This is a genomic window from uncultured Clostridium sp. (genome assembly GCF_963515715.1).
Taxonomy (GTDB): domain Bacteria; phylum Bacillota; class Clostridia; order Clostridiales; family Clostridiaceae; genus Clostridium_AW.
Genome location: NZ_CAUPZS010000004.1, coordinates 51,848 through 75,696 on the forward strand (window position 1 = coordinate 51,848; position 23,849 = coordinate 75,696).

The window sequence follows — 23,849 nt, forward strand, 5'->3', positions numbered from 1 at the left end:
TCCTTATTTAATTTCAAAATTCCTTTGTCCCTTCTCCTATGCCACTAAGGTAAAAACTCGGTTCGTATCCAATCTTATTTTTATAGTTCTCTTTTACATATTCTATAAACTCTATAACCCTATCTTCTTTTACTATTGCAATAGCGCATCCTCCAAATCCCGCCCCTGTCATTCGTGCTCCTATGCATCCATCACATTCTAAGGCTAAATCCACTATAGTATCTAACTCTTTACCAGTGACTTCATATAAATTCTTTAAAGACATATGGGACTCAATTAATAATTCTCCAAACTCCTCTACTTTCCCTTTATTTATTAATGCAAAGGCTTTTTTTACTCTGTGATTTTCATATATTACATGTTCCACTCTTTTTTTAACATTTTCATCTAACAATAAATATTTAAAATCATTATAATCTTCTACACTTAATTGACAAAGATTTTCCACATTTTTAATGCTTTTTATAATCTTTAAACCTTCTTCACATTCTATTCTTCTTTCATTATACTTTGATTCACTCAGCGCCCTTCTCTTATTTGTATTCATAATCACTAAAGTAAAATCTCCTAACTCTATGTCAGCATATTCATATTTTAATGTATAGCAATCTAAAAGTATTCCTTTGTTTTTCTTTCCTATGCCTACAGCAAATTGATCCATTATACCACAGTTTACTCCAACAAATTCATTTTCCGCTCTTTGACAAAGTTTTATTAGTTCTACTTTATCTATATTACCATTATTAAATAGCTCATCTATAATAACCCCAGTGAGCACTTCTACTGAAGCAGAAGAAGAAAGTCCTGCACCATTTGGTATATTGCCGCTAATTAATACATCCATCCCACCTACACTATACCCTTCTTCTTCAAATATTTTGATTACTCCTTTAACATAATTTCCCCAATCATCTTCTATTTCATAGAGCATATCATCTATATCTACTTGAACTCTTTTAGGAAAATTCATAGAACATAAATTTACTTTTCTATCTACTCTTTTCCTCACAAGCCCATAGGTTCCAAAATCTAATGCACAAGGAAAAACATATCCTCCGTTATAATCAATATGCTCCCCTATTAAATTAACCCTTCCTGGAGAATGAAATACTCTGATTTTCCCCTCTCCATAAAGTTTTATAAATTCATCTTTTAAGTAATCTAAATTCATGCCCTCACCCCTTATACTTAAATCCAATTTCTTTCATAAATCTTATGAATCCTTCCATTCCATCTTTATCCCTCTTAAACACTCCCGCATCACTTAATATCTCTATAAATTTCTCTCCTATTTCCCTTTTTATAATCTCCTTGGCATAATCTTTCGTACATATATTTTCATATTTGTATATCATACTCTCTATCCAAAAAAGATGTTTTTTCATATTTGAATTTTCGTCTTCTCTAATTTTATCTAACCTCTTTACGCCTTCCATTAGTATATTTTCTATTTCCTTTAACTCCTCATTTAACCTACCTGGTAATACTGCTAGTCCCATAACTTCTATTAATCCTATATTTTCTTTCTTTATATGATGTAAATAACTATGAGGATGAAAAATTCCATAAGGATGTTCTTCATTAGTCCTATTATTACGCAATACTAAGTCAATTTCATATTCCCCTATAGAATTTATTCTTCCTATAGGCGTAATGGTATTGTGGAAAAATTTTTCTCCTTGAATCATGCTATAAGGTAATATTTCTAAAGCCTCATCTTTGTACTCTCTCCAAAGATTTAATATCTTATTTGATAGAAAAATTAATTGGTTCTTGTTTTTCGATGAAAGCCTTATTACTGACATAGGCCATTTTACAATACCACCTTTAACATGAATAAATTCCTCATTTTCAAAATAATATTCTATAGGTGCTTTTACCATAGGAAAAGTATGCTTTCCTCCTTGATAATGTTCATGATTTAGAATGGATCCTCCAACTATAGGTAGATCAGCATTAGAACCTATAAAATAATGAGGAAATTGATCAAGAAAATAAACTATTCTTTCAAAAGTCTTCTCAGTAATACTCATGGGTATATGCTTTTCATAAAATAATATAGAATGCTCATTATAATATACATATGGCGAATACTGTAGATACCACTGTTCTTCTCCTAAATTTATTGGAATTACTCTATGATTTTGTCTTCCAGGATGATTTACATGCCCAGCATATCCTACATTCTCTAAACATAAAAGGCATTTTGGATAATTTGAGTTTTCTTTCAGTTTTGAAGCTGCAATATCTCTTGGATCCTTTTCGGGTTTAGATAAATTAATTGTGATTTCAATATCTCCATAGGGCGTATTTTCTTTCCAATATAAATTTTTATTGGTTCTATCTATTCTTATATAATTTGAATCCGTTGATAAATTATAATAATACTCTGTAGCTTTTTTAGCACCTTCAGTATTATAGATATTATAAAACTTATTTACTATCTCCGATTGCCTTGGCATTAATAACCCCATTATTTTTGAGTCTAATAAATCTCTGTAAGTAGTGGTATTTATGGATAATAATCCACATTCATTAGCATAATCTAATATATTATTTAATATAGGGGTGACACTGTGAAAATTTTCACTCTCTAAAACTTTATCATAAGGCTCATCTATATTTAATAAATCTAAAAGTGTATTTCTACTGCTAATAACATCCCATTTTTCTATTAATTTATGTTTTAAAGCATACTGTAGTAAACGCTCTACTTCCTTAGCTACATTTACTTTCTTCATAAAACCCCTCCCTTAGAAAACCTTTTCTATTTTGCTATATTATATGTCTACCAACATATAATATTTAAACTATAACTTATCGCAGCTTTCTCTGATTATTAAACTTGTGTCCATTATGATTGTTTTTTTAGTTTTATTATCTTTATCTATAATATCTAGTATTTCTAAGGCAGCTCTTTTACCTATCTCTTTCATATTTAAATCCACAGAAGTTAACCTTGGATGGCTGACAAAAGCTAATAAAGTATTGTCAAAGCCCATAACAGATAAATCTTTAGGAACTGTTAATTTTAGTTCATTACAGGCATTTATTACCCCTACTGCCATTAAGTCATTACATGCAAATATTGCTGTTGGTCTGCTTTTACTAAGCATTAAAGTTTTAATTTTTTCTTTAGTATTTTTAACAACCTCAATGGTATTTCCCATACCAACATTTAATATTTCTTTATATTTAAGCTTATCTTCCTTTATTATATCCAAATAAATCTTTTCTTTTATATCATAAGAATAACTTTTACTTCCTCTTACAAAAGCAATCTTTTCATGTCCCAAATTTCTTAAATATCTAAAAGCTTCCATGGTTCCGGCTTTTTCATCATAAGAAACAAAATTACAATCATACCCATCACTGCAACCATTAACTATAACTAAGGGTAAAGTTTTTGATATATTCCCTAAATAACCACTATTTAAATTATCTACTGTGGGATCTATTATAATTATTCCATCCACCCTCTTAGCCATCAACTCTTCAATTAAATTTCTCTCTTTTCCCTCATCACCACCAGTGTTGCATAGTGATATACTATATCCTTCTTTATTGGTAAGACTTTCAATAGATTCTACAATAGTTGGAAAAAACAAATTAGTTATCCCTGGCACTACAACGCCAATAACGGAAGATCTTTTTGTTATTAAACTTCTAGCCATTATATTAGGTTTATAATTTAATTTTTCTATAGCTTTTTCTATCCTTATTCTGGTTTCTTCTTTTACAGGATAATTATTGTTCAAAACTCTTGATACCGTTGTTATAGATACACCGGCTTCTTTAGCAACTTCTTTAATAGTTACAGTCACGCACTCACCCTCTAATATTTTATAACATACATATATAATATATATTTTCCCCTAATTTATCAATTATTATTTAAAAGACTTCCCATTACTCCTAAATGGAAAGTCTTATGTCTACTTATCTCTTTGCTAAGTATTTACGTATGTCAAAAGCTACAGCACCTATAATTATTATTCCTTTTACTACCTGCTGCCAATATGCAGAAACCCCTAATATTACTAGTCCATTGTTTAAAACTTCGAATATTAGTACTCCTGTTATTATACCAGACACAGTACCTATACCACCTGAAGTTGAAACCCCACCTATGGTTGCCGCCGCTATAGCATCAAGCTCATACATAGTACCGTAATTGTTTGTAGCACCACCAGTTCTAGCAGCCAATAAGGCTCCTGCTAATCCATAAAGGGCTCCTGCAAGAGCATAAACCTTTATTAAAGTAAACTCAACATTTACTCCTGAAACCTCTGCTGCATTTGGATTTCCCCCTATGGCGTAAATATATTTTCCAAAACGTGTTTTATTTAATACGAACCATATTAAAAATATAACAACCGCAGCTATTAATACCAAGTTAGGTATAGTAAATAATCTTCCTGAGGCTAATCCTGTAAAGTCATTTCTAAGCCCTCCAATAGGTTGAGCATTAGTATAAATACAGGATGCACCATATACAATAACCATCATTCCAAGAGTAGCTATAAATGGTGGAACTTTAAGATAGGCTATTACCACTCCATTTATTGAACCTATTATCATACCTATAGCCATAACAAACAAAATTACTACAAAAATATTTAATTCTGGAGCATTTTTAAATAGTTTGTAGGCATAATCAGGACGTTGAAGCAAACTTGCAGAAATACAAGCAGTTAGTCCCACTACTCTACCAGAAGAAAGATCCGTTCCCCTAGTAATCAATATGCCTCCTACTCCTAAAGCAATTATTATACGAACTGAAGCAATAATAGATACATTAACAAGGTTGCCTAGAGATAAAAAGTTACTATTTAATGCACCTATAGATAAAACTAAAACTAAAAGCACTAAGTATATTGCATATTTACTTGTATATTCTTTTATAGAATTTCCACTGATTTTTTTTGACTCTTCACCCATGTTTATAACCTCCCTACCTAAGCGAACTTTGTAGCATATTTCATTATGAGTTCTTGATTAGCTTCCTTACCATCTATAATGCCACTTAATCTTCCTGAACACATTACCATAATCCTATCAGACATACCGATGAGTTCAGGCATTTCTGAAGATATCATAATAATACTTTTACCTTCCTTTGCAAGGTCGGCAATTATGGAGTATATTTCATATTTTGCACCTACATCAATACCACGAGTAGGCTCGTCTAAGATTAATATGTCCGGTTCTGTCAACAACCAACGAGAAAAAATTACCTTTTGTTGATTTCCTCCAGATAGGTTTCTTATTAAAGTTTTTCCTGAAGGAGTTTTTATATTAAGCATGTGTATGCTTTTATTCACTTCTGCCGTGCCCTTCTTGCTATTTACAATAAAATTAAAATCCATGTAGCGATTTAAATTTGCAATTATTGTGTTATTTCCTACAGAAAGCACTGGAAAAATACCCGTAGATCTTCTTTCCTCTGTAAGTAATGCCACACCACATTTTTTAGCATCAATTGGGCTTTTTATCTTTACTTCTTTGCCTGAAATGTATATTTTACCGCTATTTATTCTTCTAAGTCCAAATATGGCTTCTACCAATTCTGTTCTTTGCGCTCCAACAAGCCCTCCTATTCCTAATATTTCTCCACGTCTTAGTTCAAAAGTTATATCCTTAAAGGACTTAGAATTAATTGATGTGAAATTTTCTACCCTCATAACTACTTCCCCTTGTTTATTTTCACGTGGGGGAAATCTATTAGTTAGATCTCTTCCAACCATCTTAGATATAATCATATCTGTGCTCATCTCTGATGATCTCCATGTGCCGATATACTTTCCATCTCTCATTATTGTTACTTCATCAGATATTTCTAAAATCTCTTCCATTTTATGAGATATATATATGATTGCAACTCCTTCAGCCTTTAGCTTTCGGATTATATTGAATAGGTGTGAAACTTCATTCTCTGTTAGGGATGATGTTGGTTCATCCATTACAATTACTTTTGATCTATAAGAAACAGCCTTAGCTATCTCAACACCTTGTATTTGAGATACTGAAAGCTTTGCCACCTGCATATCTGGCGTAATTTCTAATTGAAGCTCTTCTTTTAGCAATGCTAAAGTATCTTTATACATTTTTTTATGATCCACCACTTTAATTCCCATAAAATTCTTTACTGGGAATCTTCCCAGCCATATGTTTTCCATAACGCTTCTATGAGGAACGGGATGAAGCTCTTGATGTATCATGGAGATTCCATTTTCCAATGCATCTTTTGCATTTTTGAATTGTACCTTTTTACCATCGAGAATAACTTCCCCTTCATCAGCCACATACATTCCAAAAAGACACTTCATTAAAGTTGATTTACCTGCTCCATTTTCCCCCATCAATGCATGTACTGTTCCAGGCTTTAATTTTAAACTTACATTATCTAGGGCTTTTACACCGGGAAAGCTTTTAGAAATATTATGCATTTCTAAAATATACTCTTGTTCCATAGGCCACACCTCTTTTTTTCCATGATAATTTAATATTAGGGAGTGTATTCGCCACTCCCTAAGTATTTATATAAATTATTTGAATTGACTAACGTTTTCCTTTGTTACAGATTGATATGGAACCCATTTGTATTTTACATCAGTTATTCCTTCAACTGATTTTGATGGATCTTCATCCTTCGCTAAAGAATATGCTATATCAAGTATAGCTTTTCCTTGTCCTTTTGCATCATTTAATACTGTTCCTAACAATTCTCCAGCTTCAAGTGAATCGATTGCTGGTGCAGTAGCGTCAACCCCAACTACAGGAATCTTCTTATCTCCTTTAAAGTATCCTGCAGCTTTTAGAGCTTCTATAGCTCCTAAAGCCATATCATCGTTATTTGCAAATATAGCTTCTATCTTATCACCATAATTTGATAACCAAGCAGCCATCTTTTCTTGGCCATTTACTCTTTGCCATAATCCTGTGTCACTAGCAAGTTTTTCTACTTTAGCTCCTGTTTCTTCTAAGGCCTTTATTGAATGTTCGGTACGTAATATTGCATCTTGATGTCCTGGCTCTCCTTCTAACATAACATATTGAATTTTTCCGTCCTTGTTCTTATCAGCAGCTGGATTATTTTTAAAGTAATCTGCTATAATCTGTCCTTGCATTGATCCTGATTCTTCAGCTTTTGCTCCAACATAGTACATCTTTTCCCATTTATCCATGTCTTCTTTAACTGGCTCACGGTTGAAAAATACTATTGGAATTCCTGCCTGCTTAGCCTTGTCTATTATTACAGAAGCTGCAGTACGGTCAACCATATTAACAGCAATAACATCATATTTTTGAGCTATAAAAGTATCTACTTGGTCATTTTGATTAGCCTGTTGTCCTTGTCCATCAGCAAAATTCAAAGAAATTTTTTCTCCAGTAGCCTTTCCCTTTTCATCTGCTGTGTTTTGAATAGCTTCACGTACAGTTGAAATAAAAGTATCGTCAAATTTGTACAGTGCCACACCTATTTTTATTTCCTTTGCTCCATTAGCTTCTTTCCCAGCGTCCGTAGGCTTACTTCCGCAACCTGAAAGCATTCCCACTGATAAAATTGCCGCAGCAACTAGTGAAATAATTTTTTTCATTTTTATACCCCCCAAAATATTATGTATTTATAATATATTTAAGAATAGAGCATTAATTTTAATAAATTTTATTAATGTTCTATACTTTTTTAAATAATACATAAAGATAATTAAAGTGTATTTTTAAATATAGAAAACCTTTTCGTATTTTGTAAAACAAAAGGAAATACTTTTCTACATTCATATTTCCTTTTATATAGCATTTCAATTAATTTTTATCATGAGATTTATTTCCATGTAATCATTTTCATTTCTATTTATATTATATATTTTATTTACATATTTGTCTATATTTAAATTAAATTACATATTACAAAATTCTAAAGTTTTCATTTTTATAATTATATTCTGTAGTTAAAATCTTATGTATTTTATCTAATAATAAATCTTTCTCCTGTGGAAGGGTACCCTTTAAAGCCACATAATTTGAAGCATGATTACTTCTAAATATGCAGTTTGTTACATAAATATTTTGGAGCATAGTTTTTGTTTCCATCATAACTTCTTCTGGATTTAACAGTGAAAACTCACCTTTAGATATTTTATCATATAACTCAGTACCATCTTCAACCATTAATGTTAATAAGCCTAAATAGTCTGGATTGATTATGGATATAACATCTGCAGATTCTACCGCATGATTTTCCCAATTTTCTCTTCCACCTAGCCCCGATATGAGAGTTAACGAAAGTGGTATCTTGCTTTCTTTAATCTTTTTACCTGCCGTAATCATTTCTTCTTTGGTTACACCTTTATTAATTTCCTTTAATATTTTTTCACTACCACTTTCTAATCCCATGTATATTATTCCTAAACCTAAATCTCTTAGCTCACTTAACTCTTCTAAGGATTTATTTAATACATCCTTTGGCGTAGCATAAATGCCTATTCTATTACATTCAGGAAATATTTCTCTTATTTTATATAATATATGCTTTAAATCCTCAGTCTTTAAGCATAATGCATCCCCATCTGCTAGGAAAATCCTTTCCACTCTGTCATAATAGTTTCTTACCTGAATTAAATCTTCTAATATTTCTTCTGTCTTTCTAACTCTAAATTTTTTATTTTTATACATTCCACAGAAAATGCATTTATTATGAGCACATCCTATTGTTATTTGAACAATTAAACTATTTGCCTCACTAGGTGGTCTATAAACCACTCCTTCATATCTCATTAAAATCACCCCCTAAATTATAATTCCTCATATTCCACATCTATCACTTTTTTATCTTTTATTCCATCAATATTCATATGAGGATAAGAAGCTCGTTCACTGCTTTGGTTGCCTTGATTGTTTTTATTTCTATTTCTCCATATATCAAATCTTTTTTTCAGGTACATTATCCCCCATATTGCAACTATTATAGGTAACATCCATATAAAAAATTGAAACGCTATTATAATTATGCCTATAATTAATAATATTTTTATAAAATCCATATTAACCCCTTCTCTTACTGTGTAGTTTAAATTTTATTTTGATTATAACATGAAAAGATGATATATTCTTTAAATAAGACTTAATAAATTATTAATATTTAATTAATAAGAAAGAATTAGATTAAGAAAGAAAGTGTTAAATTTAACACTTTCCCATATTATGCTTTAAAAATTAAACCCCTCTAACTTTAATATTTCCTTAGGAGCACAAACTTTCACTGTAATTAATGGATTTACAATTTGGCTTATTCTTAAATCACAAGTGGCACCTAATAGTCTGTAGGCATCTTCAAATTTTAAATTAAATAACTCTTTTAAAACTTCTACCATATCATCTACAGCCTCTGCAATTGCTTCCTTGTAGCTAGTAGCGCTTGCTATAGTAATTAAATAGTCTTTAGAATCTACTCTTGGATTTCTAATGGTTTTATTCTTAATCAACCTGACCTTAAGCTTTACTTTTCCACCAATTTCAATCCCCGTTCCACTCAATTCTCCATCTCCCATAGATGCATGTAAATCCCCTACTGCTAAATTAGCTCCTTTAACAAAAACAGGCAGATAAACCTTTGATCCTTTACATATTTCTTTAGTATCCATATTAGCTCCATGTTTTCCTGGAGTAACACATGATATACTCTCCTTCTTTGGAGATACTCCTATAACTCCAATCATAGATTGTACTGGAATAACTATATTTTCATCGAAATAGGCTCTATTATCTTTTATAAGTATAATTTTAGTATTGTATTCTTTTATTTTATCCCCTAAAACCCCTAATCTCGGCGATGCACCCATGACCCCTTGATTATCTAATATGATATCTAAAACTTCCACACATAAAACATCTCCCTCTTCTGCCCCATCTACCACTATAGGTCCTGTCGAAGGGTTCATTGCGGAGCTATCAATATTAGATCTTAAATCTTTTTCAGTTCTTATCTGTCCCCCATAGCAATCTTCTGTTTCTACCCAAAACTCTTCTCCCTCTTTAACAAAATACACTCCCTTATTATTAGGGCTAAATTCATAAATTACTTTGCTCTTATCAAATTCTTTAACCATATAATCACCTATGTGCCTTTTTGCCTCCACATACCTTTCTCATAAATTATTATATAGTTATATATATGCTTATAAAAAATATATAATAGTCATGTTTTATAGGGCATTATATATTGTTTTTTATTTTACAATAACAAAAGCTACTGACATTTCATCTTCGTCAGTAGCTGAATTTTATAAATCTAACTTCTCTTTTAATAAATATGATGTGGAGAAAAATAAAATTATAAAAATTATTATACTAAAAATGCTATCTATTATATTTGCATTAGCAAGACCATAAACTATTTGAACACTTCCTTTTCCATACATAGTAATATTTTTAGGGTTATTCACTAGTGCATCTGGTAAATTTCTAGTTATAAAAAACTGTATATATTGGAAGACAGTAGAAGTTATTAAAAATATAATCCATGCAGCAACTTTTCCTACCTTTATCTTTTTTGTAGCTACCTTTCCTAAAGTGATGGAAAAGTATATCATTGCTAAAAAGCTTAAATAGCCAGTAATACCATTGATTATAAACAATAAAATCAAATGTCCAGGTATTTCTCTAGTATACTCAAAAGCGTTTAAAGTTATATTAAAGTAGTTAAGTACAAAAAATGAATTTACCAAAAAAACAATTGCAAATTGAATAAATGAAGATATGAATTTTGACCCTAATATAGCACTAGTAGATTTTGGTACAGTATATATTAAGTATGAGGTATCTTCATATATATCCTTACTAAATAGTTTTATATTCCATATTAATGTTGTAACTACACTGGCAACTGCAATCAAATTTACAAATACAATAACTATGGCCTTCTCACCAAAAATATCCAAGCCTTTTGTTAATAATAATATTTGAAAGAACATCACAACTAATATTAATCCTATAAGATCTTTAATATATCCTTTAATTTCATATTTTACAAGATTTCCCATTATCTAAATACCTCCCTGTACATTTCATCAATGGATTTACTTTCTTTAATTCTCAATTCTTCTGCATCACCTGAAAGTACAATGCTGCCATCTGATATAAAATATACGTAGTCAAACAACCTCTCTATATCTCTTACCAAATGAGTAGTGACTACCATCGAACTGTCTTCACTGTAATTATTAATAATAGCATCCAATATTTTTTCTCTTGTGGTAGGATCTACTCCTCCTAATGGTTCGTCTAAAATATATAACTTTGCCTTTCTTGATAAAGTTAATGTTAAATAAAGTTTTTCTGTCATACCTTTAGAAAGGGATGACACCTTCATGTCTTCATTTAAATTCATAAATTTTAATAGTTCTTTACATTTCTCCATTTGAAAATCTCCATAAAAGTCCTTATAGAATTCAATAGCATCCTTTATTTTCATCCACTTATAAAGATAATCCTTATCTGGCAAATAAGAAACTATAGATTTTGTGTATATATCTGGTTTATGTCCATCTATTAAAATATCTCCTGATGTAGGTTTTAGTAGACCTGCGGCTATTTTTAAAAAAGTTGTTTTCCCACTGCCGTTTGGTCCTAGTAATCCGACTATTTTCCCCTTAGGAATTTCAATATTTATTCCATCTAACGCTCTTTTACCCATATAACTTTTAACCAAATTTTCTGTTTTCAATATATTATCCATTATTTATCCTCCTCTTTTAAATTTTCCTCAACAACTTTTACTATTTCTTTTTCTGTAAAACCTATATTTTTCATCCTATCTATAAATGAACTTATAACTTCTTTTGCCATATCCTTCTTTAATACTTCTATCATTTTACTATCCTCCTTAACAAAGGTCCCCATTCCCCTTTGAGTATAAGTAACGCCTTCTCTTTCTAATTCTTGATAAGCTCTTTGCAATGTATTAGGATTTACCCTAAGCATTGAAGCCATTTCCCTTACAGAAGGTAGTTTATCTCCAGGCTTCATTTTTCCTGAAATTATATTTTCCTTTACATAGTCCATTATTTGAATGTATATAGGAGCTTTCCCATCAAATCTAGTATCCATATTTACCTCCTTACCTATTGTTCTAGTGTATTAATTAAATAGTACACTAGAACAATAGGTAAGTCAATAGATTTAAATAAATTATTTCTTAAATAAAATAAATGATATAATTGTTATAAAATGAGTTGTGAAACATTAAAAAAGTATATGAATCAAAGGGAGGTGAACTTTAGCGGGAGTTTGGTACTTATAATCCCTTCTCTTGCTAAAGATAAGATATGAAAGAAAAAATACTTGATTTGATTAAAAATAGTGAAGATGAATATATTTCTGGTCAATTTATTAGCGAAAAACTAGGAGTTTCAAGAACGGCTATTTGGAAATATATTAATACTTTAAAAGAAGAGGGATATGAAATAGAGTCAATTTCAAAGAAAGGATATAAGCTCTTATCTTCTCCAGATATATTAACCTTTGAAGAACTTAAGGGACTTCTTAATACGGAATATATAGGTAAAAAAATAATTCATTTTCATAGTATTGATTCTACAAATAAACAAGCCAAAGAATTAGCTACCTTAGGGGAGAAAAATGGGACTGTACTAATTAGCGAAGAACAGACTGGTGGAAAGGGTCGCTTAGGAAGAACATGGATATCTCCTAAAGGTAAAGGTATATGGCTCACAATAATACTAACTCCTGATATGGAACCAATGGATGTGCCTAAAATCACCCAAATTGCAGCAGCAGCTGTATGCTCTTCTTTAAGAGAAATAGGTGCTGATGCCTACATTAAATGGCCAAATGATATAATCATGGATAGTAAAAAAGTTTGTGGAATACTCACAGAAATGAGTTGTGAATTGAATAGAGTTAATTATATAGTTTTAGGCATAGGTATAAATGCTAATTTGGACAATTGCGAATTTAACGAAGAAGTGAAGGATAAGGCAACCTCTATCAAAATACAAATGAATGAGAAAATATCAAGAAAAATTTTAACGGCTAAAGTATTGAATAATTTTGAAATTTTTTATGAGGATTTTTTGATAAACAAAGACTTATCTAAAAGTTTAGAAATATGTAAGAAATATTCTGTAGTTTTAGGTAGGGAAATTAGAGTAATAAATAGAAATGAAGAATACTTGGCTAAAGCAGTAGATATTGACTCAGAAGGAAGGCTAATTATTAAAACTCCTGATGGAAACTCCTTCCCCATATTTTCTGGAGAAATTTCTATTAGGGGGGTAAATGGATATATATAAAATGCTAGGCATTTTATAACCAAGAATGAAAAGTTAGGAGTGAAGAATTAAGAGTAATGGATGAAATTCCTTTACTCTTAACTTTTCATTACTTAAAAAAGCTATGCTTTTTTAGTGAAATCTATGTTTTAATATTCTTTCTCCTAAAAAGGCAGTAAATATACATTTTAAAATATCTCCAGGCAAGAAAATTATTAATCCTATATTTAAAGCCTTACTTATTGTTATATTTACACCATTTACATATTTTAATATAAAATAAAGGTAAGGCACTCCTATCAGATATATTGCACATACGCCCATAATACAGGCTAAAAAAATTCTTTTGAAGCCTATATCACCTTTATACTCCGTGATTTTTCCAATAACATAAGAAGCAAATACAAAGCCAATTATATATCCAAAAGAAGGTTCAAATATATAGCTAAATCCTCCACCCTTTGTAAATATAGGTATTCCAAAAAGTCCAATAAGCAAATATAGCAATTGAGAAAGAGAACCATATTTACTTCCTAAAAGCATTCCCGCTAATGCTGTACATAAAAATTGCATGGTAATAGGTGCTGGGCCAATTGGAATTTTTATAAAAGCTCCTATTGCTGTTAATGCAACAAAAAATGATGTGGTTATAATATTTTTAGTACTAATTTTCATAGTTTTCCCCCTTATCATTGTCAACCTAAAATCTCCTTATAGTTAACAATGATAAGATCAATACTTTATTTTGTCAAGTAATTTTAATAATAAAAGTGCCTCAAAGGGCTGCTTCCTTTAAGGCACTTATATATATATTTATAGTTTTTCTATATCTCTCTTTTATATTGTTTTCATTTGTATCTAATACTTCGCCAATATCTTTGTAGGTTAAGTCTTTTTTCAATGATTTAAGCGCAATAATACACTTATCCTTACAATCTAATGAGGGTAAAACATCTATGTTTTTTACTTCATTATTTCTAGCATAAAAATTATATCTATCTATTGCAATTTTTAAAATCCAATTAGAAAACTTGCAATTAAAATTGTATTTATACAAATTCTCATATGCGCAGATAAAGACTTCCTTACAAATTTTCACGGAGTCATAATTATTCCCTATAAGATTATATATTAAAATAAAAATTATTTTTTCATATTTATCAACTATATTACCAAACTTGTCACTTTCTCCATTCAATATATCTTTCACTAAAACTATATCCTCAAACATGATAATCCCCCTTTAATTATATGATAATATTAATGGAGAAATTTTTGGTAACAAATAAGTAACAAAGTCGTAAATAAATTATTTTATTGAGTTTTTAGGGCATACAAAACTACACTGTTTACATTGTATACAATCATAATGATCTATGCTTCCATTTTCTTTGTATTTATAAGGGATTATGCCCATTGGACACTTTTTTTCACACAATTTACATTCAACACAACTATCATTTATCTCTAATGAATTTTTATTTCCTCTAATTTTCGTAATAAATGCAGAAATACTTCCCATAGGACAAAAACTACACCACACTCTACTATTATATGAAAAAGATAAAGTAATCCCTATTAAAGTTGTTACCACTATCATTCTATAAAATAGTAATCCTATTCCATAAAAATCTCCCCAATTATTATATAATCCTTTACCAAAAACAGTAAACATAATAATAATTACCAAGAGTCTAAAGTAACTACTATTTAAAAATTTAGAAGTTCTATTTTTTTTAGCAATCTTCGATAATACCCTATCATAAAAATTCCCCCTTGGGCATAAATTTCCACACCAATATCTACCTTTTCCTAACAAAGATAAAAATATTGGTGATATCATGCATACTACTGCTACAACAGCAAATCTAAAATCAAACAATCCCAAAACTACAAAAGTTAAAAATATTAAATATGAATATTTACTCCAAAATTTTTTTAATGTATCCATAACAATCTCCTTTCTTACCATACCCCCGTATGGTATATTATATGTTTTAAAATTAATTCTGTCAACAAAATTTATATTTTATGTTTTGTTGGATAAAATAATATTGACATTCAGAAGAGGAGGAAATTTTATGGATAATAATAAAAGCCATTTAAAAAGCGATCATAAAAGCAATGCTGAACTGAGAAAAATGTTCCCAAAAGATGGTGCTAATATAGGTATGAAAAATGGTGAGAAAATTGGTTCTCATGAAAACGGAGAGAAATTTACCAAACGCTCAAAACTTTCCCATAATAATTAGAAATTGATACGTATTTTTTTATTTTACCCCAATACTTATAAATATTACAAATATTATGTTATAATTGTAATATATATTTTACAGAAATTAAGGGGGTAATTTTATGCGAATAGGATTCATATTATCATTAATATTTGCTATAATCGTCACTATTTTTGCTATACAAAATTCTGCAGTTATAACTGTTAATTTTCTTTTTACTAAAGTTGAAATATCCCTTGCCTTAATAATATTTATCTCCGTTATTATCGGAGCAATAATTGTAACTTTTTTAGGATTAAGAAGAGAATTAAGTTTAAAACATAATGGTAAGGCATTAGGAGCTAAAGTTAGTGAACTAGAAAAATCAAATTCTCTTTTAAAAGCAGAAATAGAAAATCTAAAAGAAAGTAATAATGCAATTGTAAAAGAGGTCTCTATAGACAAAAATTGATTATATGGCCCTGATGATGAGGGCTACCCTATTATATAGGTCTTGTAATAATCTTAAATATGACTAAAATTAAAAACAGTTCCATACCTAATTAGATATGGAACTGTTTTTATTTATTTAATATTATTGTAAATTTACATCCCTTATTGATATCACTTTTTAAATACACTCTTCCACCATGCTTTTCTACAATAGTTTTAGTTATTGTTAAGCCTAATCCTGTTCCTCCACTTTTAGAGTTTCTTGATGTATCTACTCTAACAAATGGATTAAAAATATCCTCAGATAAATTTTTAGGTATACCTATACCGTCATCTTTCACTACAATTTTCACCATATTCTCAAATTCTTCAACCTCTATATTTAATTTAGTATGAGGCGGATTATATCTTATACTATTAGATATTAAATTTCCAATAGCTCTATCCAGACTATAGTAATCAAAATTGGCATATATAGGTTTTTCAGGTATTAGGAAATTATATTCTATGTTTTTTTCTTCCATGCTAGGTATATATACAGCAATTAATTCCCTTAAGAATTCACAAATATTTTCCTTTTTCAAATCTAATTGAAAGTCTATACTATCAAACTTAGATAATTCAAATAAATCTGTAATTAAATCATTCACTCTTATACTATTCTTTTCTATTACATTCAAATATTTGATCCTTTCTTCATCATCTAAATTATGATTATTTACTAATAAATTTGAATATCCCCTTATACTCACTAAAGGATTCTTTAAATCATGAGAAATATCCATTATAAGTCTTCTTCTATTCTCTTCAGATTTCTCCTTTAACGTTCTTTCCTCCTCTATTTTTTCTACCATTAAATTAAAGGCATCTCCTAGTTCTCCAAATTCATTTTTGGATTTAACATTTATTCTCGCAGAATAATCTCCCCTAGCTATAGCCTTAACTCCATCCATAAGAGCCTTTAAAGGTTTAGTTAAATTTCTTGATGTTAGTTTTGCATATATAATCATTATAATTGTAAATATTATTATATATAGAGATATAGCCATAATAAAAAATACTCTAACACTAACAAACACAGGTGGCTTTTTTATTCTGTCATTAAAATGTTTATCATTAGGTAGATACACTAAAAGATAAAAATCCTTATCCTTATCATAAGCTATTGAATATATAAACTTCTCTTGAGTAAACATATCTTGAGAGGACATCTTAATTAGCATTTTATTTAATTCATCCCTAGAATATTGTGATCTTTTTACTTCCATTTCTCCTTTAGTATATATAACCTTTAAATCTTTATCTAATACCTCAATCCATCCATTTACTTTTAATATTTCTTCTATGTTGATATCCTTATAGTCCTTAGAAATAATATTTTCTGCTACTAATTTAGAATCTTCACTAATCATCATCATATTTATAGGAAAATATAAAGTAACCCACATAGCTATAGTTCCAAAAAAGAATACTAAAAATATAAAAAACATTATCAAGCTAGATATTAAATAATTTTTTAACAATAAATTAGATATTTTTTTTCTAGCTCTCATACTCTATTTTCTCCATTTTATATCCAATTCCCCTGATGGTTTTTAGATATTTCGGGTCTTTAGGATTATTTTCAACTTTATCTCTTATATGGCTTATGTGAACCATTATAGTGTTGTCATCTTCATAGTATGGATCTCCCCATACATTTTCATATATTTGTTTTTTTGTATGCACTTTTCCTATATTATCCATAAACATTTCCAGTATCTTATATTCTTTTGCATTTAAATCTAACTGAATATCATTTTTATAAACAGCACAGCTATCTTTATCTATTCTCAATTCTCCATTGATTATTTCATTTTTATGTGAAATTCCATATTTATAAGTTCTTCTAAGTAATGCTTGAACTCTAGCTATAACTTCAATTGTATTAAATGGTTTTACTATATAATCATCACCACCAAGACCTAATCCTAGTATTTTATCTCCTTCACCTAATCTTGCAGTTAAAAATATTACTGGCACTTCACTTTTTTCTCTTATCTTGTTTAGCACCTTAAATCCATCTAACTTTGGTAACATTATATCTAATAATATTAAATCTACCTTATTGCTTTCAAAAATCTTAATTGCTTCTACGCCATCCTCTGCTTCATATACGTCATAACCTTCTTTTATCAAATGTAACTGTAATAATTCTCTTATATCCTGTTCATCTTCTACTATAAGAATGTTCATAATGCTATCCTCCTGTCCTTATTAACATTATACCATATCAAAAACCCTATGTATAAATACATAGGGTTTCATTAGTATTATTCTAGTTTCAGTTTAGTTAATTTTACCTCAAGTTCATCTGATTTACTGTTCAAATTATTTATTGTTTTTGAAAGGTCATCTATAACCATTGCTTGATTGTCAATAAATGATGATACTTCTTCTGCTGTTCTACTATTTTCTTCAGACACATTGGCTAGATTTTCAAATTTTTCTGTTATTACATTTATATTAGATGACATCTCTTCCGTAGAAGCTGAAACCTCTTCTACATTTTGTGATACTTCATTTATTGCATCCGCTATATGAGTAAACTTAAGAATTACATTTTCTACAAACTTATTTTGTTCTCCGTTGCTCTTGTTTACTAATTCCATGGAACTTACTGCATCATCGATTCCTCTACTTACTTCTTCAATTAAACTAAATATGGTTTTAGCAGATTTTGATGATTCCTCAGCTAACTTTCTAACTTCCTCAGCAACAACAGCAAATCCTTTGCCCTGTTCTCCAGCACGTGCCGCTTCAATGGAAGCATTGAGGGCTAGTAAATTAGTTTGAGCTGCTATAGCTCCTATAGTATCTGCAATGCCATTAATTTCTTTTGATTTTTCTCCTAAATGTCTAACTAAATCAGAAGTTTTGTTTACAACAAATGTAATCTCTTTTGAACTTTCATCTAACTTTTCCATTACCTTATTGCCTTCAAATGCATTATCACTAGTAGAAACTGCCTGTTCGGTAACCGCTTGAGAGTTGTCTGCTATTATATTGATAGCATTGTTTATCTGAGCTACACCATAGGAAGTTTCACTTAATTCTTCACTTTGATTTTCAATTCTTTCTGATATACTCTTAACAGACTTTTTCATAACTCCATAATCTTCTACAGTTCTGCTAAATGAATCCGTGACATCTTCCGTTGTAGTTTTTAATTCATTGGATAATTCGCTTACAGTTTTCAGAGTGTCTTGTATTGTATCTAACATTTTATTAGTATACAAAGCTAATTCTCCTATTTCATCATTTCTGTCTATCTCAATTCTCTTGGTTAAATCTCCTTCTAAAGATGCCATTTCCTTCATCTTTTTTAATAATTCTGTAATTGATTTTGTCTGTTTTCTTGTAATTCCCCCTACAATAAATCTCATAACTAATAAGTTTATAAATAAGAAAGCTAATAATATCCCTAGTCCTATTAATTGCATTCTAGCAAGGGATTGTAGATTTAAATCTACACCTAATATAAGCTTTTCTCCACCTTTCATCGTTACAGGCATGAATATGGAAGCCTCAGCTGTTTTGTCTTTATCCCAAATTGCAGTATCTTTTTCCAAGGCCTCTTCAAAATTTTCTATGTAATATTCATTATCTACGCTATCACCATTATTAAATTTCTCTGTAGTAGTTCTTCCTATTAAATATTTCCATTGATTATTATCTTGATTGCTAACTATATATATTTTCCTGAAAATGTCCGCTCCTCTAGCTTGTAAATTTTCTAATGCTTTATCTACTTTTTTATAGACCTCACTGCTTTCACCTTTACTTATTAGCTCGTCTATATCCTTACCCTCTAATTCACTTGTAACTATATGAGCTAGAGCAGGTCCACCTTTAAGCACAATAGTTTTAGTCACAGCTTTAACTGCAAAATATCCTCCCAGTATTATTAATAAGTAAATGCCAATAATTATAGCCATTATATTCTTTGTCCATTGTTTTTTAAGACTTGATTTCTTTTTATCTATTTTAATCATCCCCTCTTAAATTCCATTATATCGTAATTATACCATAAAGAATATTATACTAAATTTTTCCTCAAATTTCACTTCTTTTTTAACTTTTTTACAATTTATTAAAAAGAAACAAAAATAATATTAAAATTACAATTTTGTAATATATAAAAATAGTTAAAACTTTGATTAATCCAAAATTTTAACTATTTTTTATCAATTTAATTGAACCTCTCTGCAACTTTTATAGCATTTACCATGCTTATATATGGCCTTTGTATTACCATCTATCATAATGTATTTTATTTTTATCAAATCTATCTGAATGTTCTTTTCTTTCTCCTGGATGACCTATTGAAATTATGGATAAAGGATATACATCTTCTGGAAGCTTAAATAATTTTTTAATATCTTTAACCCTTTGTTCTACGGGATATACACCTAACCATACTGCCCCTAATCCTAAATGCTGAGCCTCAACTAGTATATTTTCAGTAGCTGCTGAACAATCTTGAACCCAATATCCTTTATATTTCTCTCTAGATGTATCAGCGCAAACTATTATAGCTAAATCCGCTTCTTTAAGCATTTGTGAGTATTGATGTGCCTTAGTTATATCCTCTAATACTTTTCTATCTCTTACTACTATAAACTCCCATACTTGCTGATTCCCTGCAGATGGGGCTGCCATTGCTGCTTTTAATAATTTTCCTACTAGCTCTTCACTTACTTTCTCTCCAGTATATTTTCTTATACTTCTTCTCTCAAAAATTGCCTTCATAACTAACCCCTCCTTGTAATTGTGAATTTATAGCAATACCCATCGGAGTAACTAGTAATGGATTTTCTGGTTTTACACATTTTATACCAGTATATTTTTCTATTACTTTCTCACATCCTTCAAGACAACAAGTTCCTCCAACTAAATAAATTATATCTACATCATAGCCCTTTATGTATCTAGTTACTATATTTCCTACCCTCTCTAAAACCGGTGTTACAATAGGCAATATTTCACGATGTTTTTCATTCTTTCTTTTAAGCTCTTCAGCTTCTTCAAAACTTATACCGTAATATCCTGCTAAAACTAAGGATAAGTGCGTTCCTCCTGTTGGTTCATCAGCAGTATAAATAACGTTGCCATTTTTTAAAATAGATATACCCGTGGTTCCTCCTCCTATATCTACTATGGCGCCATCTGTTATTCCTAGTGTATAAGCAGCAGCTGTTGGTTCATCCACTACATTATTAACTTCAAACCCAGCTCCCTCAACTACGTTCTTCATAACTTTAATGTTACCTTCCGAAATTCCTGGAGGTATGGCAGTAGCTGCATACTCTAATTCTCTTCCTAATCTTTTTTCTATTTTATCCTTTAATTTTGAAACTATATGTACAGCATTTAGATAATCTACTACTATACCATCTCTTACAGCACTAGCTCTATACATTTCTCCACAAACAGGATTGTTTTCTTTGTCAAGTACAGTAATAACTATGTGTGAAGTTCCTAAATCTACTCCTACCTTCATTTCACTGTTTGTATTGATTTCATTATCTTTATTCATAGTTGCTTCCATTTTTTTTATAAAATTATTTGCTTCTTCTAACATATAATAATCTCACCTCCTCTTTTAATTTTTCCCATTAATTAAATAATATATATAAATATATGCAAAATCAACCATGAAAATTTTTACATAATCAAAAGTTTGCTTTTGTATTCTCAAAGTATTTTTGTACATCCATGTGGAATACTAAATGATGTTAACTATTTTTAGGGGAGTGAAAAATGAACTATATAATATTTGATTTAGAATTTAATCAACACTATAATTTTGATGAAGATAATACCACTGCAAGAAACTACAAATGTCCTTTTGAGATAATTCAAATCGGTGCGGTAAAGCTTGACGAAAGCCTTCAAACAGTTTCCACTTTTAACAATATAGTTAAGCCCGAAATATATACTAGAATTCATCCCTATGTAAAACAAATAACCAATATAACCACTGAAAATTTAAATAAAGGAGAGTCATTTAAAGAGGTGTATAAAGCCTTTGTTGACTTTGCAGAATTTAAAAGTATATTATGCATTTGGGGTTCATCTGATATGAAAGAATTATTTAGAAATATAAAATACCATAGTCTAGATCCTTCTTTAATTCCTAAAGAATACATTAATATTCAACGTGAAGCATCTAAGTTTTTTAAACTTCCTAAAGGAACTAATATTGGATTAAGTAATGCAGTAAAACTATTAAATATTCAATCCAATATGAACTTTCACGACGCTTTTAACGATGCTTACTATACCTCAGAAGTTTTCAAAGAAATTTATACTGATGACCTAAAACCTAAAATATATAACTATGTGAAAGAAATAAATAAAAATAGGCATAATGGTAAAAGTGGAGGCATTGATGAGGTTAAATTAATTAAACAGTTTGAAAAAATGTTTAACCGAGAAATGACCACAGAGGAGCAATCAATTATAAAATTAGCATATGCAATGGGTAAAACCAATCAATTTAACATTAAACCAAGGGAATAAATTCACCATTTATTTTTATACTCATATTATGAAATATGGATATAATTTTATATAGAGTAAAGTTTTTAAACTTAACTTTAATATAGTAAAGCTCAAAAACTTTACTCATAGATAGGAGGTAGTTATTCTTTGCTTTACTGCACTTTAATTTGTGATATAAAATCATCTAGAACAATAGAGAATAGAGAAGAAGTTCAATATAAAATTATAGATATGTTAAAAAATACAAATATTAAATTTAAAGATGTTATTATTTCTCCATTTTTAATAACTACAGGCGACGAGTGGCAAGGATTATTAAAATACCCTTACGACTTTATAGAAATATTAGATTTTTTCAAAAGATATTTGAAAGATATTAGATTCTATACAGGTGCAGGTATTGGCGATGTATCTATCCATAATTTCCAGCTTACTGTAAATCAGTTAGATGGACCTTCATTTTATAGAGCAAGAGATGCAGTAAAATATGCTAAAAAAAACAACTTACCCTTAGTAATTTTATTTGATGATTGGGATAACATTTAAAGTATTGATTATTATACCCCCTATTATAGCTATAATAAAGCTAATAAAAGTGCCAATAATAAAATATTCTACAAAGCTATCATCATCTAATTTTTTAAATCTAGCAATGGATTTAGCAGTAAGGACAAAACCTATCATAGAGGGTTGTCCTATAGATATGCCAATTAATATAAAAATTCTTTCCAGAATACCAATTATAAAGCCTCCATTTCTAGCGCCTGAGTTAACATCGCTAGATTTTTTTACTATAATAAATCCTTTATCCATAAGATGGGTATATCCATTTAGATTTGTACTTTTAATATATTTCATAATAAAAATTCCTGCTCCCCAAGTGCACAATATAAAAACAATACTTATAATAATATAACGGTCTACTAAATTTATCCCATCTGGGTAAATCTTAATGACTTCATATATGCTATTCAATGCTCTATTTAAAGATAAATCACACACAACTATAAGTATTACTATCATATGAAGCAATTGGTCTAATACAAATAAAGCTATATTGTTTTCAAGGGACTTTTTAAATTTAATCGCCAATGTTTTCACTTCATCTATTGCAAAATGAAGTACAGCTATATAAAATATAGTTTTAAAGTAATAACTATATCCAAACAAACCCATTATAAAAAACATAACAAAAAAGTGCATAAGGCTATGTACTGCATTTCCTTTTAAATTATTACTCATATCTTTGCTAAATCTTAATTTCAAAATTTTTTCATTTTGTAATATAAAATCACATAAAAAGTGGCTCAGTATAAGCAACAAAATAATTCTTAAACGCATT

General features: G+C 29.5%; 26 protein-coding genes. 5 read left to right on the forward strand and 21 right to left on the reverse strand.

The genetic code is table 11. The annotated features are described in order from the left end of the window. Nucleotides 1-13: 13 nt before the first annotated feature. From RYO54_RS04880 to RYO54_RS04935, 12 genes are all read right to left on the reverse strand, one after another. Nucleotides 14-1,171, reverse strand: a complete 1,158-nt coding sequence (locus RYO54_RS04880; RefSeq protein WP_315116306.1) for a galactokinase — start codon at nucleotides 1,169-1,171, stop codon at nucleotides 14-16. Between the two features lie 4 nt (nucleotides 1,172-1,175). Next, a complete protein-coding gene (locus tag RYO54_RS04885) occupies nucleotides 1,176-2,741 on the reverse strand; it encodes a UDP-glucose--hexose-1-phosphate uridylyltransferase (protein WP_315116308.1) in 1,566 nt (521 codons plus the stop codon). Nucleotides 2,742-2,810: 69 nt separating this feature from the next. Further along, nucleotides 2,811-3,824: a LacI family DNA-binding transcriptional regulator gene (locus RYO54_RS04890; protein WP_315116310.1), complete on the reverse strand. Its 1,014-nt coding sequence runs from the start codon at nucleotides 3,822-3,824 to the stop codon at nucleotides 2,811-2,813. Between the two features lie 115 nt (nucleotides 3,825-3,939). Next, a complete protein-coding gene (mglC, locus tag RYO54_RS04895) occupies nucleotides 3,940-4,941 on the reverse strand; it encodes a galactose/methyl galactoside ABC transporter permease MglC (RefSeq protein ID WP_315116311.1) in 1,002 nt (333 codons plus the stop codon). A 17-nt stretch (nucleotides 4,942-4,958) separates the two neighbouring features. Continuing rightward, nucleotides 4,959-6,473, reverse strand: coding sequence for a sugar ABC transporter ATP-binding protein (locus RYO54_RS04900; RefSeq protein ID WP_315116312.1), 1,515 nt, complete (start codon nucleotides 6,471-6,473; stop codon nucleotides 4,959-4,961). A 75-nt stretch (nucleotides 6,474-6,548) separates the two neighbouring features. Beyond that, nucleotides 6,549-7,601 carry a galactose ABC transporter substrate-binding protein gene (locus RYO54_RS04905; protein WP_315116314.1) on the reverse strand — a complete coding sequence of 351 codons (1,053 nt, stop codon included), beginning with the start codon at nucleotides 7,599-7,601 and terminating at the stop codon, nucleotides 6,549-6,551. 310 nt (nucleotides 7,602-7,911) lie between these two features. After that, nucleotides 7,912-8,781 (reverse strand): radical SAM protein, encoded by an 870-nt coding sequence (locus tag RYO54_RS04910; protein WP_315116316.1) that lies wholly within the window; start codon nucleotides 8,779-8,781, stop codon nucleotides 7,912-7,914. Nucleotides 8,782-8,798: 17 nt separating this feature from the next. Continuing rightward, on the reverse strand, nucleotides 8,799-9,047 hold the full coding sequence (locus tag RYO54_RS04915) for a hypothetical protein (protein WP_315116318.1): 249 nt from the start codon (nucleotides 9,045-9,047) through the stop codon (nucleotides 8,799-8,801). A gap of 165 nt (nucleotides 9,048-9,212) precedes the next feature. Next, nucleotides 9,213-10,112, reverse strand: coding sequence for an acetamidase/formamidase family protein (locus tag RYO54_RS04920; RefSeq protein WP_315116319.1), 900 nt, complete (start codon nucleotides 10,110-10,112; stop codon nucleotides 9,213-9,215). Between the two features lie 174 nt (nucleotides 10,113-10,286). After that, on the reverse strand, nucleotides 10,287-11,045 hold the full coding sequence (locus RYO54_RS04925) for a hypothetical protein (RefSeq protein WP_315116321.1): 759 nt from the start codon (nucleotides 11,043-11,045) through the stop codon (nucleotides 10,287-10,289). Beyond that, nucleotides 11,045-11,740, reverse strand: coding sequence for an ABC transporter ATP-binding protein (locus RYO54_RS04930; protein WP_315116323.1), 696 nt, complete (start codon nucleotides 11,738-11,740; stop codon nucleotides 11,045-11,047). The genes RYO54_RS04925 and RYO54_RS04930 overlap by 1 nt, the downstream gene beginning before the upstream one ends. Continuing rightward, entirely contained in the window at nucleotides 11,740-12,111 is a 372-nt protein-coding gene (locus RYO54_RS04935; RefSeq protein ID WP_315116324.1) for a GntR family transcriptional regulator, read from the reverse strand. Before RYO54_RS04935 ends, RYO54_RS04930 begins: the two co-directional genes overlap by 1 nt. Nucleotides 12,112-12,329: 218 nt before the next feature. Here RYO54_RS04935 and RYO54_RS04940 point away from each other — a divergent pair, with 218 nt between their 5' ends. Further along, on the forward strand, nucleotides 12,330-13,316 hold the full coding sequence (locus tag RYO54_RS04940) for a biotin--[acetyl-CoA-carboxylase] ligase (protein ID WP_315116325.1): 987 nt from the start codon (nucleotides 12,330-12,332) through the stop codon (nucleotides 13,314-13,316). 111 nt (nucleotides 13,317-13,427) lie between these two features. On the opposite strand, the gene RYO54_RS04945 is transcribed toward RYO54_RS04940, so the two are convergent. The 3 genes from RYO54_RS04945 to RYO54_RS04955 all read right to left on the reverse strand — a co-directional run bounded on the left by RYO54_RS04945 (nucleotide 13,428) and on the right by RYO54_RS04955 (nucleotide 15,246). Then, a complete protein-coding gene (locus RYO54_RS04945) occupies nucleotides 13,428-13,970 on the reverse strand; it encodes a biotin transporter BioY (protein WP_315116326.1) in 543 nt (180 codons plus the stop codon). Between the two features lie 100 nt (nucleotides 13,971-14,070). Further along, entirely contained in the window at nucleotides 14,071-14,526 is a 456-nt protein-coding gene (locus RYO54_RS04950) for a hypothetical protein (RefSeq protein ID WP_315116328.1), read from the reverse strand. 78 nt (nucleotides 14,527-14,604) lie between these two features. Continuing rightward, entirely contained in the window at nucleotides 14,605-15,246 is a 642-nt protein-coding gene (locus RYO54_RS04955) for a 4Fe-4S binding protein (protein WP_315116330.1), read from the reverse strand. 130 nt (nucleotides 15,247-15,376) lie between these two features. Here RYO54_RS04955 and RYO54_RS04960 point away from each other — a divergent pair, with 130 nt between their 5' ends. Further along, the gene (locus RYO54_RS04960) at nucleotides 15,377-15,547 is read left to right on the forward strand and encodes a hypothetical protein (RefSeq protein ID WP_315116331.1); all 171 of its coding nucleotides are present in this window, start codon (nucleotides 15,377-15,379) and stop codon (nucleotides 15,545-15,547) included. A 103-nt stretch (nucleotides 15,548-15,650) separates the two neighbouring features. After that, nucleotides 15,651-15,980, forward strand: coding sequence for a lipopolysaccharide assembly protein LapA domain-containing protein (locus RYO54_RS04965; protein ID WP_315116333.1), 330 nt, complete (start codon nucleotides 15,651-15,653; stop codon nucleotides 15,978-15,980). Between the two features lie 109 nt (nucleotides 15,981-16,089). On the opposite strand, the gene RYO54_RS04970 is transcribed toward RYO54_RS04965, so the two are convergent. The 5 genes from RYO54_RS04970 to eutJ form a co-directional block, all read right to left on the reverse strand. Then, nucleotides 16,090-17,514, reverse strand: coding sequence for a HAMP domain-containing sensor histidine kinase (locus RYO54_RS04970; RefSeq protein ID WP_315116335.1), 1,425 nt, complete (start codon nucleotides 17,512-17,514; stop codon nucleotides 16,090-16,092). Continuing rightward, nucleotides 17,504-18,196, reverse strand: coding sequence for a response regulator transcription factor (locus RYO54_RS04975; RefSeq protein ID WP_315116336.1), 693 nt, complete (start codon nucleotides 18,194-18,196; stop codon nucleotides 17,504-17,506). Before RYO54_RS04975 ends, RYO54_RS04970 begins: the two co-directional genes overlap by 11 nt. Nucleotides 18,197-18,273: 77 nt before the next feature. Continuing rightward, a complete protein-coding gene (locus RYO54_RS04980; protein WP_315116338.1) occupies nucleotides 18,274-19,995 on the reverse strand; it encodes a methyl-accepting chemotaxis protein in 1,722 nt (573 codons plus the stop codon). Nucleotides 19,996-20,251: 256 nt separating this feature from the next. Beyond that, complete coding sequence (locus tag RYO54_RS04985; protein ID WP_315116340.1) at nucleotides 20,252-20,752, reverse strand: nitroreductase family protein; 501 nt, start codon at nucleotides 20,750-20,752, stop codon at nucleotides 20,252-20,254. Beyond that, on the reverse strand, nucleotides 20,736-21,584 hold the full coding sequence (gene eutJ / locus RYO54_RS04990; RefSeq protein WP_315116341.1) for an ethanolamine utilization protein EutJ: 849 nt from the start codon (nucleotides 21,582-21,584) through the stop codon (nucleotides 20,736-20,738). Before eutJ ends, RYO54_RS04985 begins: the two co-directional genes overlap by 17 nt. Nucleotides 21,585-21,763: 179 nt before the next feature. Here eutJ and RYO54_RS04995 point away from each other — a divergent pair, with 179 nt between their 5' ends. Together RYO54_RS04995 and RYO54_RS05000 are read left to right on the forward strand one after the other, a co-directional pair. Next, entirely contained in the window at nucleotides 21,764-22,525 is a 762-nt protein-coding gene (locus RYO54_RS04995) for a 3'-5' exonuclease (protein ID WP_315116343.1), read from the forward strand. Nucleotides 22,526-22,654: 129 nt separating this feature from the next. Beyond that, a complete protein-coding gene (locus RYO54_RS05000; protein ID WP_315116345.1) occupies nucleotides 22,655-23,053 on the forward strand; it encodes a SatD family protein in 399 nt (132 codons plus the stop codon). On the opposite strand, the gene RYO54_RS05005 is transcribed toward RYO54_RS05000, so the two are convergent. Further along, nucleotides 23,027-23,848: a DUF3307 domain-containing protein gene (locus RYO54_RS05005; protein WP_315116347.1), complete on the reverse strand. Its 822-nt coding sequence runs from the start codon at nucleotides 23,846-23,848 to the stop codon at nucleotides 23,027-23,029. The genes RYO54_RS05000 and RYO54_RS05005 overlap by 27 nt on opposite strands. Nucleotide 23,849 lies beyond the last annotated feature (1 nt).

Excerpts from the sequence above, each read along its gene's own strand:
- RYO54_RS04880 (WP_315116306.1), bottom strand. The coding sequence starts at position 1,171 with ATGAATTTAGATTACTTAAAAGATGAATTTATAAAACTTTATGGAGAG.
- RYO54_RS04885 (WP_315116308.1), bottom strand. The coding sequence starts at position 2,741 with ATGAAGAAAGTAAATGTAGCTAAGGAAGTAGAGCGTTTACTACAGTAT.
- mglC (WP_315116311.1), bottom strand. The coding sequence starts at position 4,941 with ATGGGTGAAGAGTCAAAAAAAATCAGTGGAAATTCTATAAAAGAATAT.
- RYO54_RS04900 (WP_315116312.1), bottom strand. The coding sequence starts at position 6,473 with ATGGAACAAGAGTATATTTTAGAAATGCATAATATTTCTAAAAGCTTT.
- RYO54_RS04905 (WP_315116314.1), bottom strand. The coding sequence starts at position 7,601 with ATGAAAAAAATTATTTCACTAGTTGCTGCGGCAATTTTATCAGTGGGA.
- RYO54_RS04910 (WP_315116316.1), bottom strand. The coding sequence starts at position 8,781 with ATGAGATATGAAGGAGTGGTTTATAGACCACCTAGTGAGGCAAATAGT.
- RYO54_RS04915 (WP_315116318.1), bottom strand. The coding sequence starts at position 9,047 with ATGGATTTTATAAAAATATTATTAATTATAGGCATAATTATAATAGCG.
- RYO54_RS04920 (WP_315116319.1), bottom strand. The coding sequence starts at position 10,112 with ATGGTTAAAGAATTTGATAAGAGCAAAGTAATTTATGAATTTAGCCCT.
- RYO54_RS04925 (WP_315116321.1), bottom strand. The coding sequence starts at position 11,045 with ATGGGAAATCTTGTAAAATATGAAATTAAAGGATATATTAAAGATCTT.
- RYO54_RS04930 (WP_315116323.1), bottom strand. The coding sequence starts at position 11,740 with ATGGATAATATATTGAAAACAGAAAATTTGGTTAAAAGTTATATGGGT.
- RYO54_RS04935 (WP_315116324.1), bottom strand. The coding sequence starts at position 12,111 with ATGGATACTAGATTTGATGGGAAAGCTCCTATATACATTCAAATAATG.
- RYO54_RS04940 (WP_315116325.1), top strand. The coding sequence starts at position 12,330 with ATGAAAGAAAAAATACTTGATTTGATTAAAAATAGTGAAGATGAATAT.
- RYO54_RS04945 (WP_315116326.1), bottom strand. The coding sequence starts at position 13,970 with ATGAAAATTAGTACTAAAAATATTATAACCACATCATTTTTTGTTGCA.
- RYO54_RS04950 (WP_315116328.1), bottom strand. The coding sequence starts at position 14,526 with ATGTTTGAGGATATAGTTTTAGTGAAAGATATATTGAATGGAGAAAGT.
- RYO54_RS04955 (WP_315116330.1), bottom strand. The coding sequence starts at position 15,246 with ATGGATACATTAAAAAAATTTTGGAGTAAATATTCATATTTAATATTT.
- RYO54_RS04960 (WP_315116331.1), top strand. The coding sequence starts at position 15,377 with ATGGATAATAATAAAAGCCATTTAAAAAGCGATCATAAAAGCAATGCT.
- RYO54_RS04965 (WP_315116333.1), top strand. The coding sequence starts at position 15,651 with ATGCGAATAGGATTCATATTATCATTAATATTTGCTATAATCGTCACT.
- RYO54_RS04970 (WP_315116335.1), bottom strand. The coding sequence starts at position 17,514 with ATGAGAGCTAGAAAAAAAATATCTAATTTATTGTTAAAAAATTATTTA.
- RYO54_RS04975 (WP_315116336.1), bottom strand. The coding sequence starts at position 18,196 with ATGAACATTCTTATAGTAGAAGATGAACAGGATATAAGAGAATTATTA.
- RYO54_RS04980 (WP_315116338.1), bottom strand. The coding sequence starts at position 19,995 with ATGATTAAAATAGATAAAAAGAAATCAAGTCTTAAAAAACAATGGACA.
- RYO54_RS04985 (WP_315116340.1), bottom strand. The coding sequence starts at position 20,752 with ATGAAGGCAATTTTTGAGAGAAGAAGTATAAGAAAATATACTGGAGAG.
- eutJ (WP_315116341.1), bottom strand. The coding sequence starts at position 21,584 with ATGTTAGAAGAAGCAAATAATTTTATAAAAAAAATGGAAGCAACTATG.
- RYO54_RS04995 (WP_315116343.1), top strand. The coding sequence starts at position 21,764 with ATGAACTATATAATATTTGATTTAGAATTTAATCAACACTATAATTTT.
- RYO54_RS05005 (WP_315116347.1), bottom strand. The coding sequence starts at position 23,848 with ATGCGTTTAAGAATTATTTTGTTGCTTATACTGAGCCACTTTTTATGT.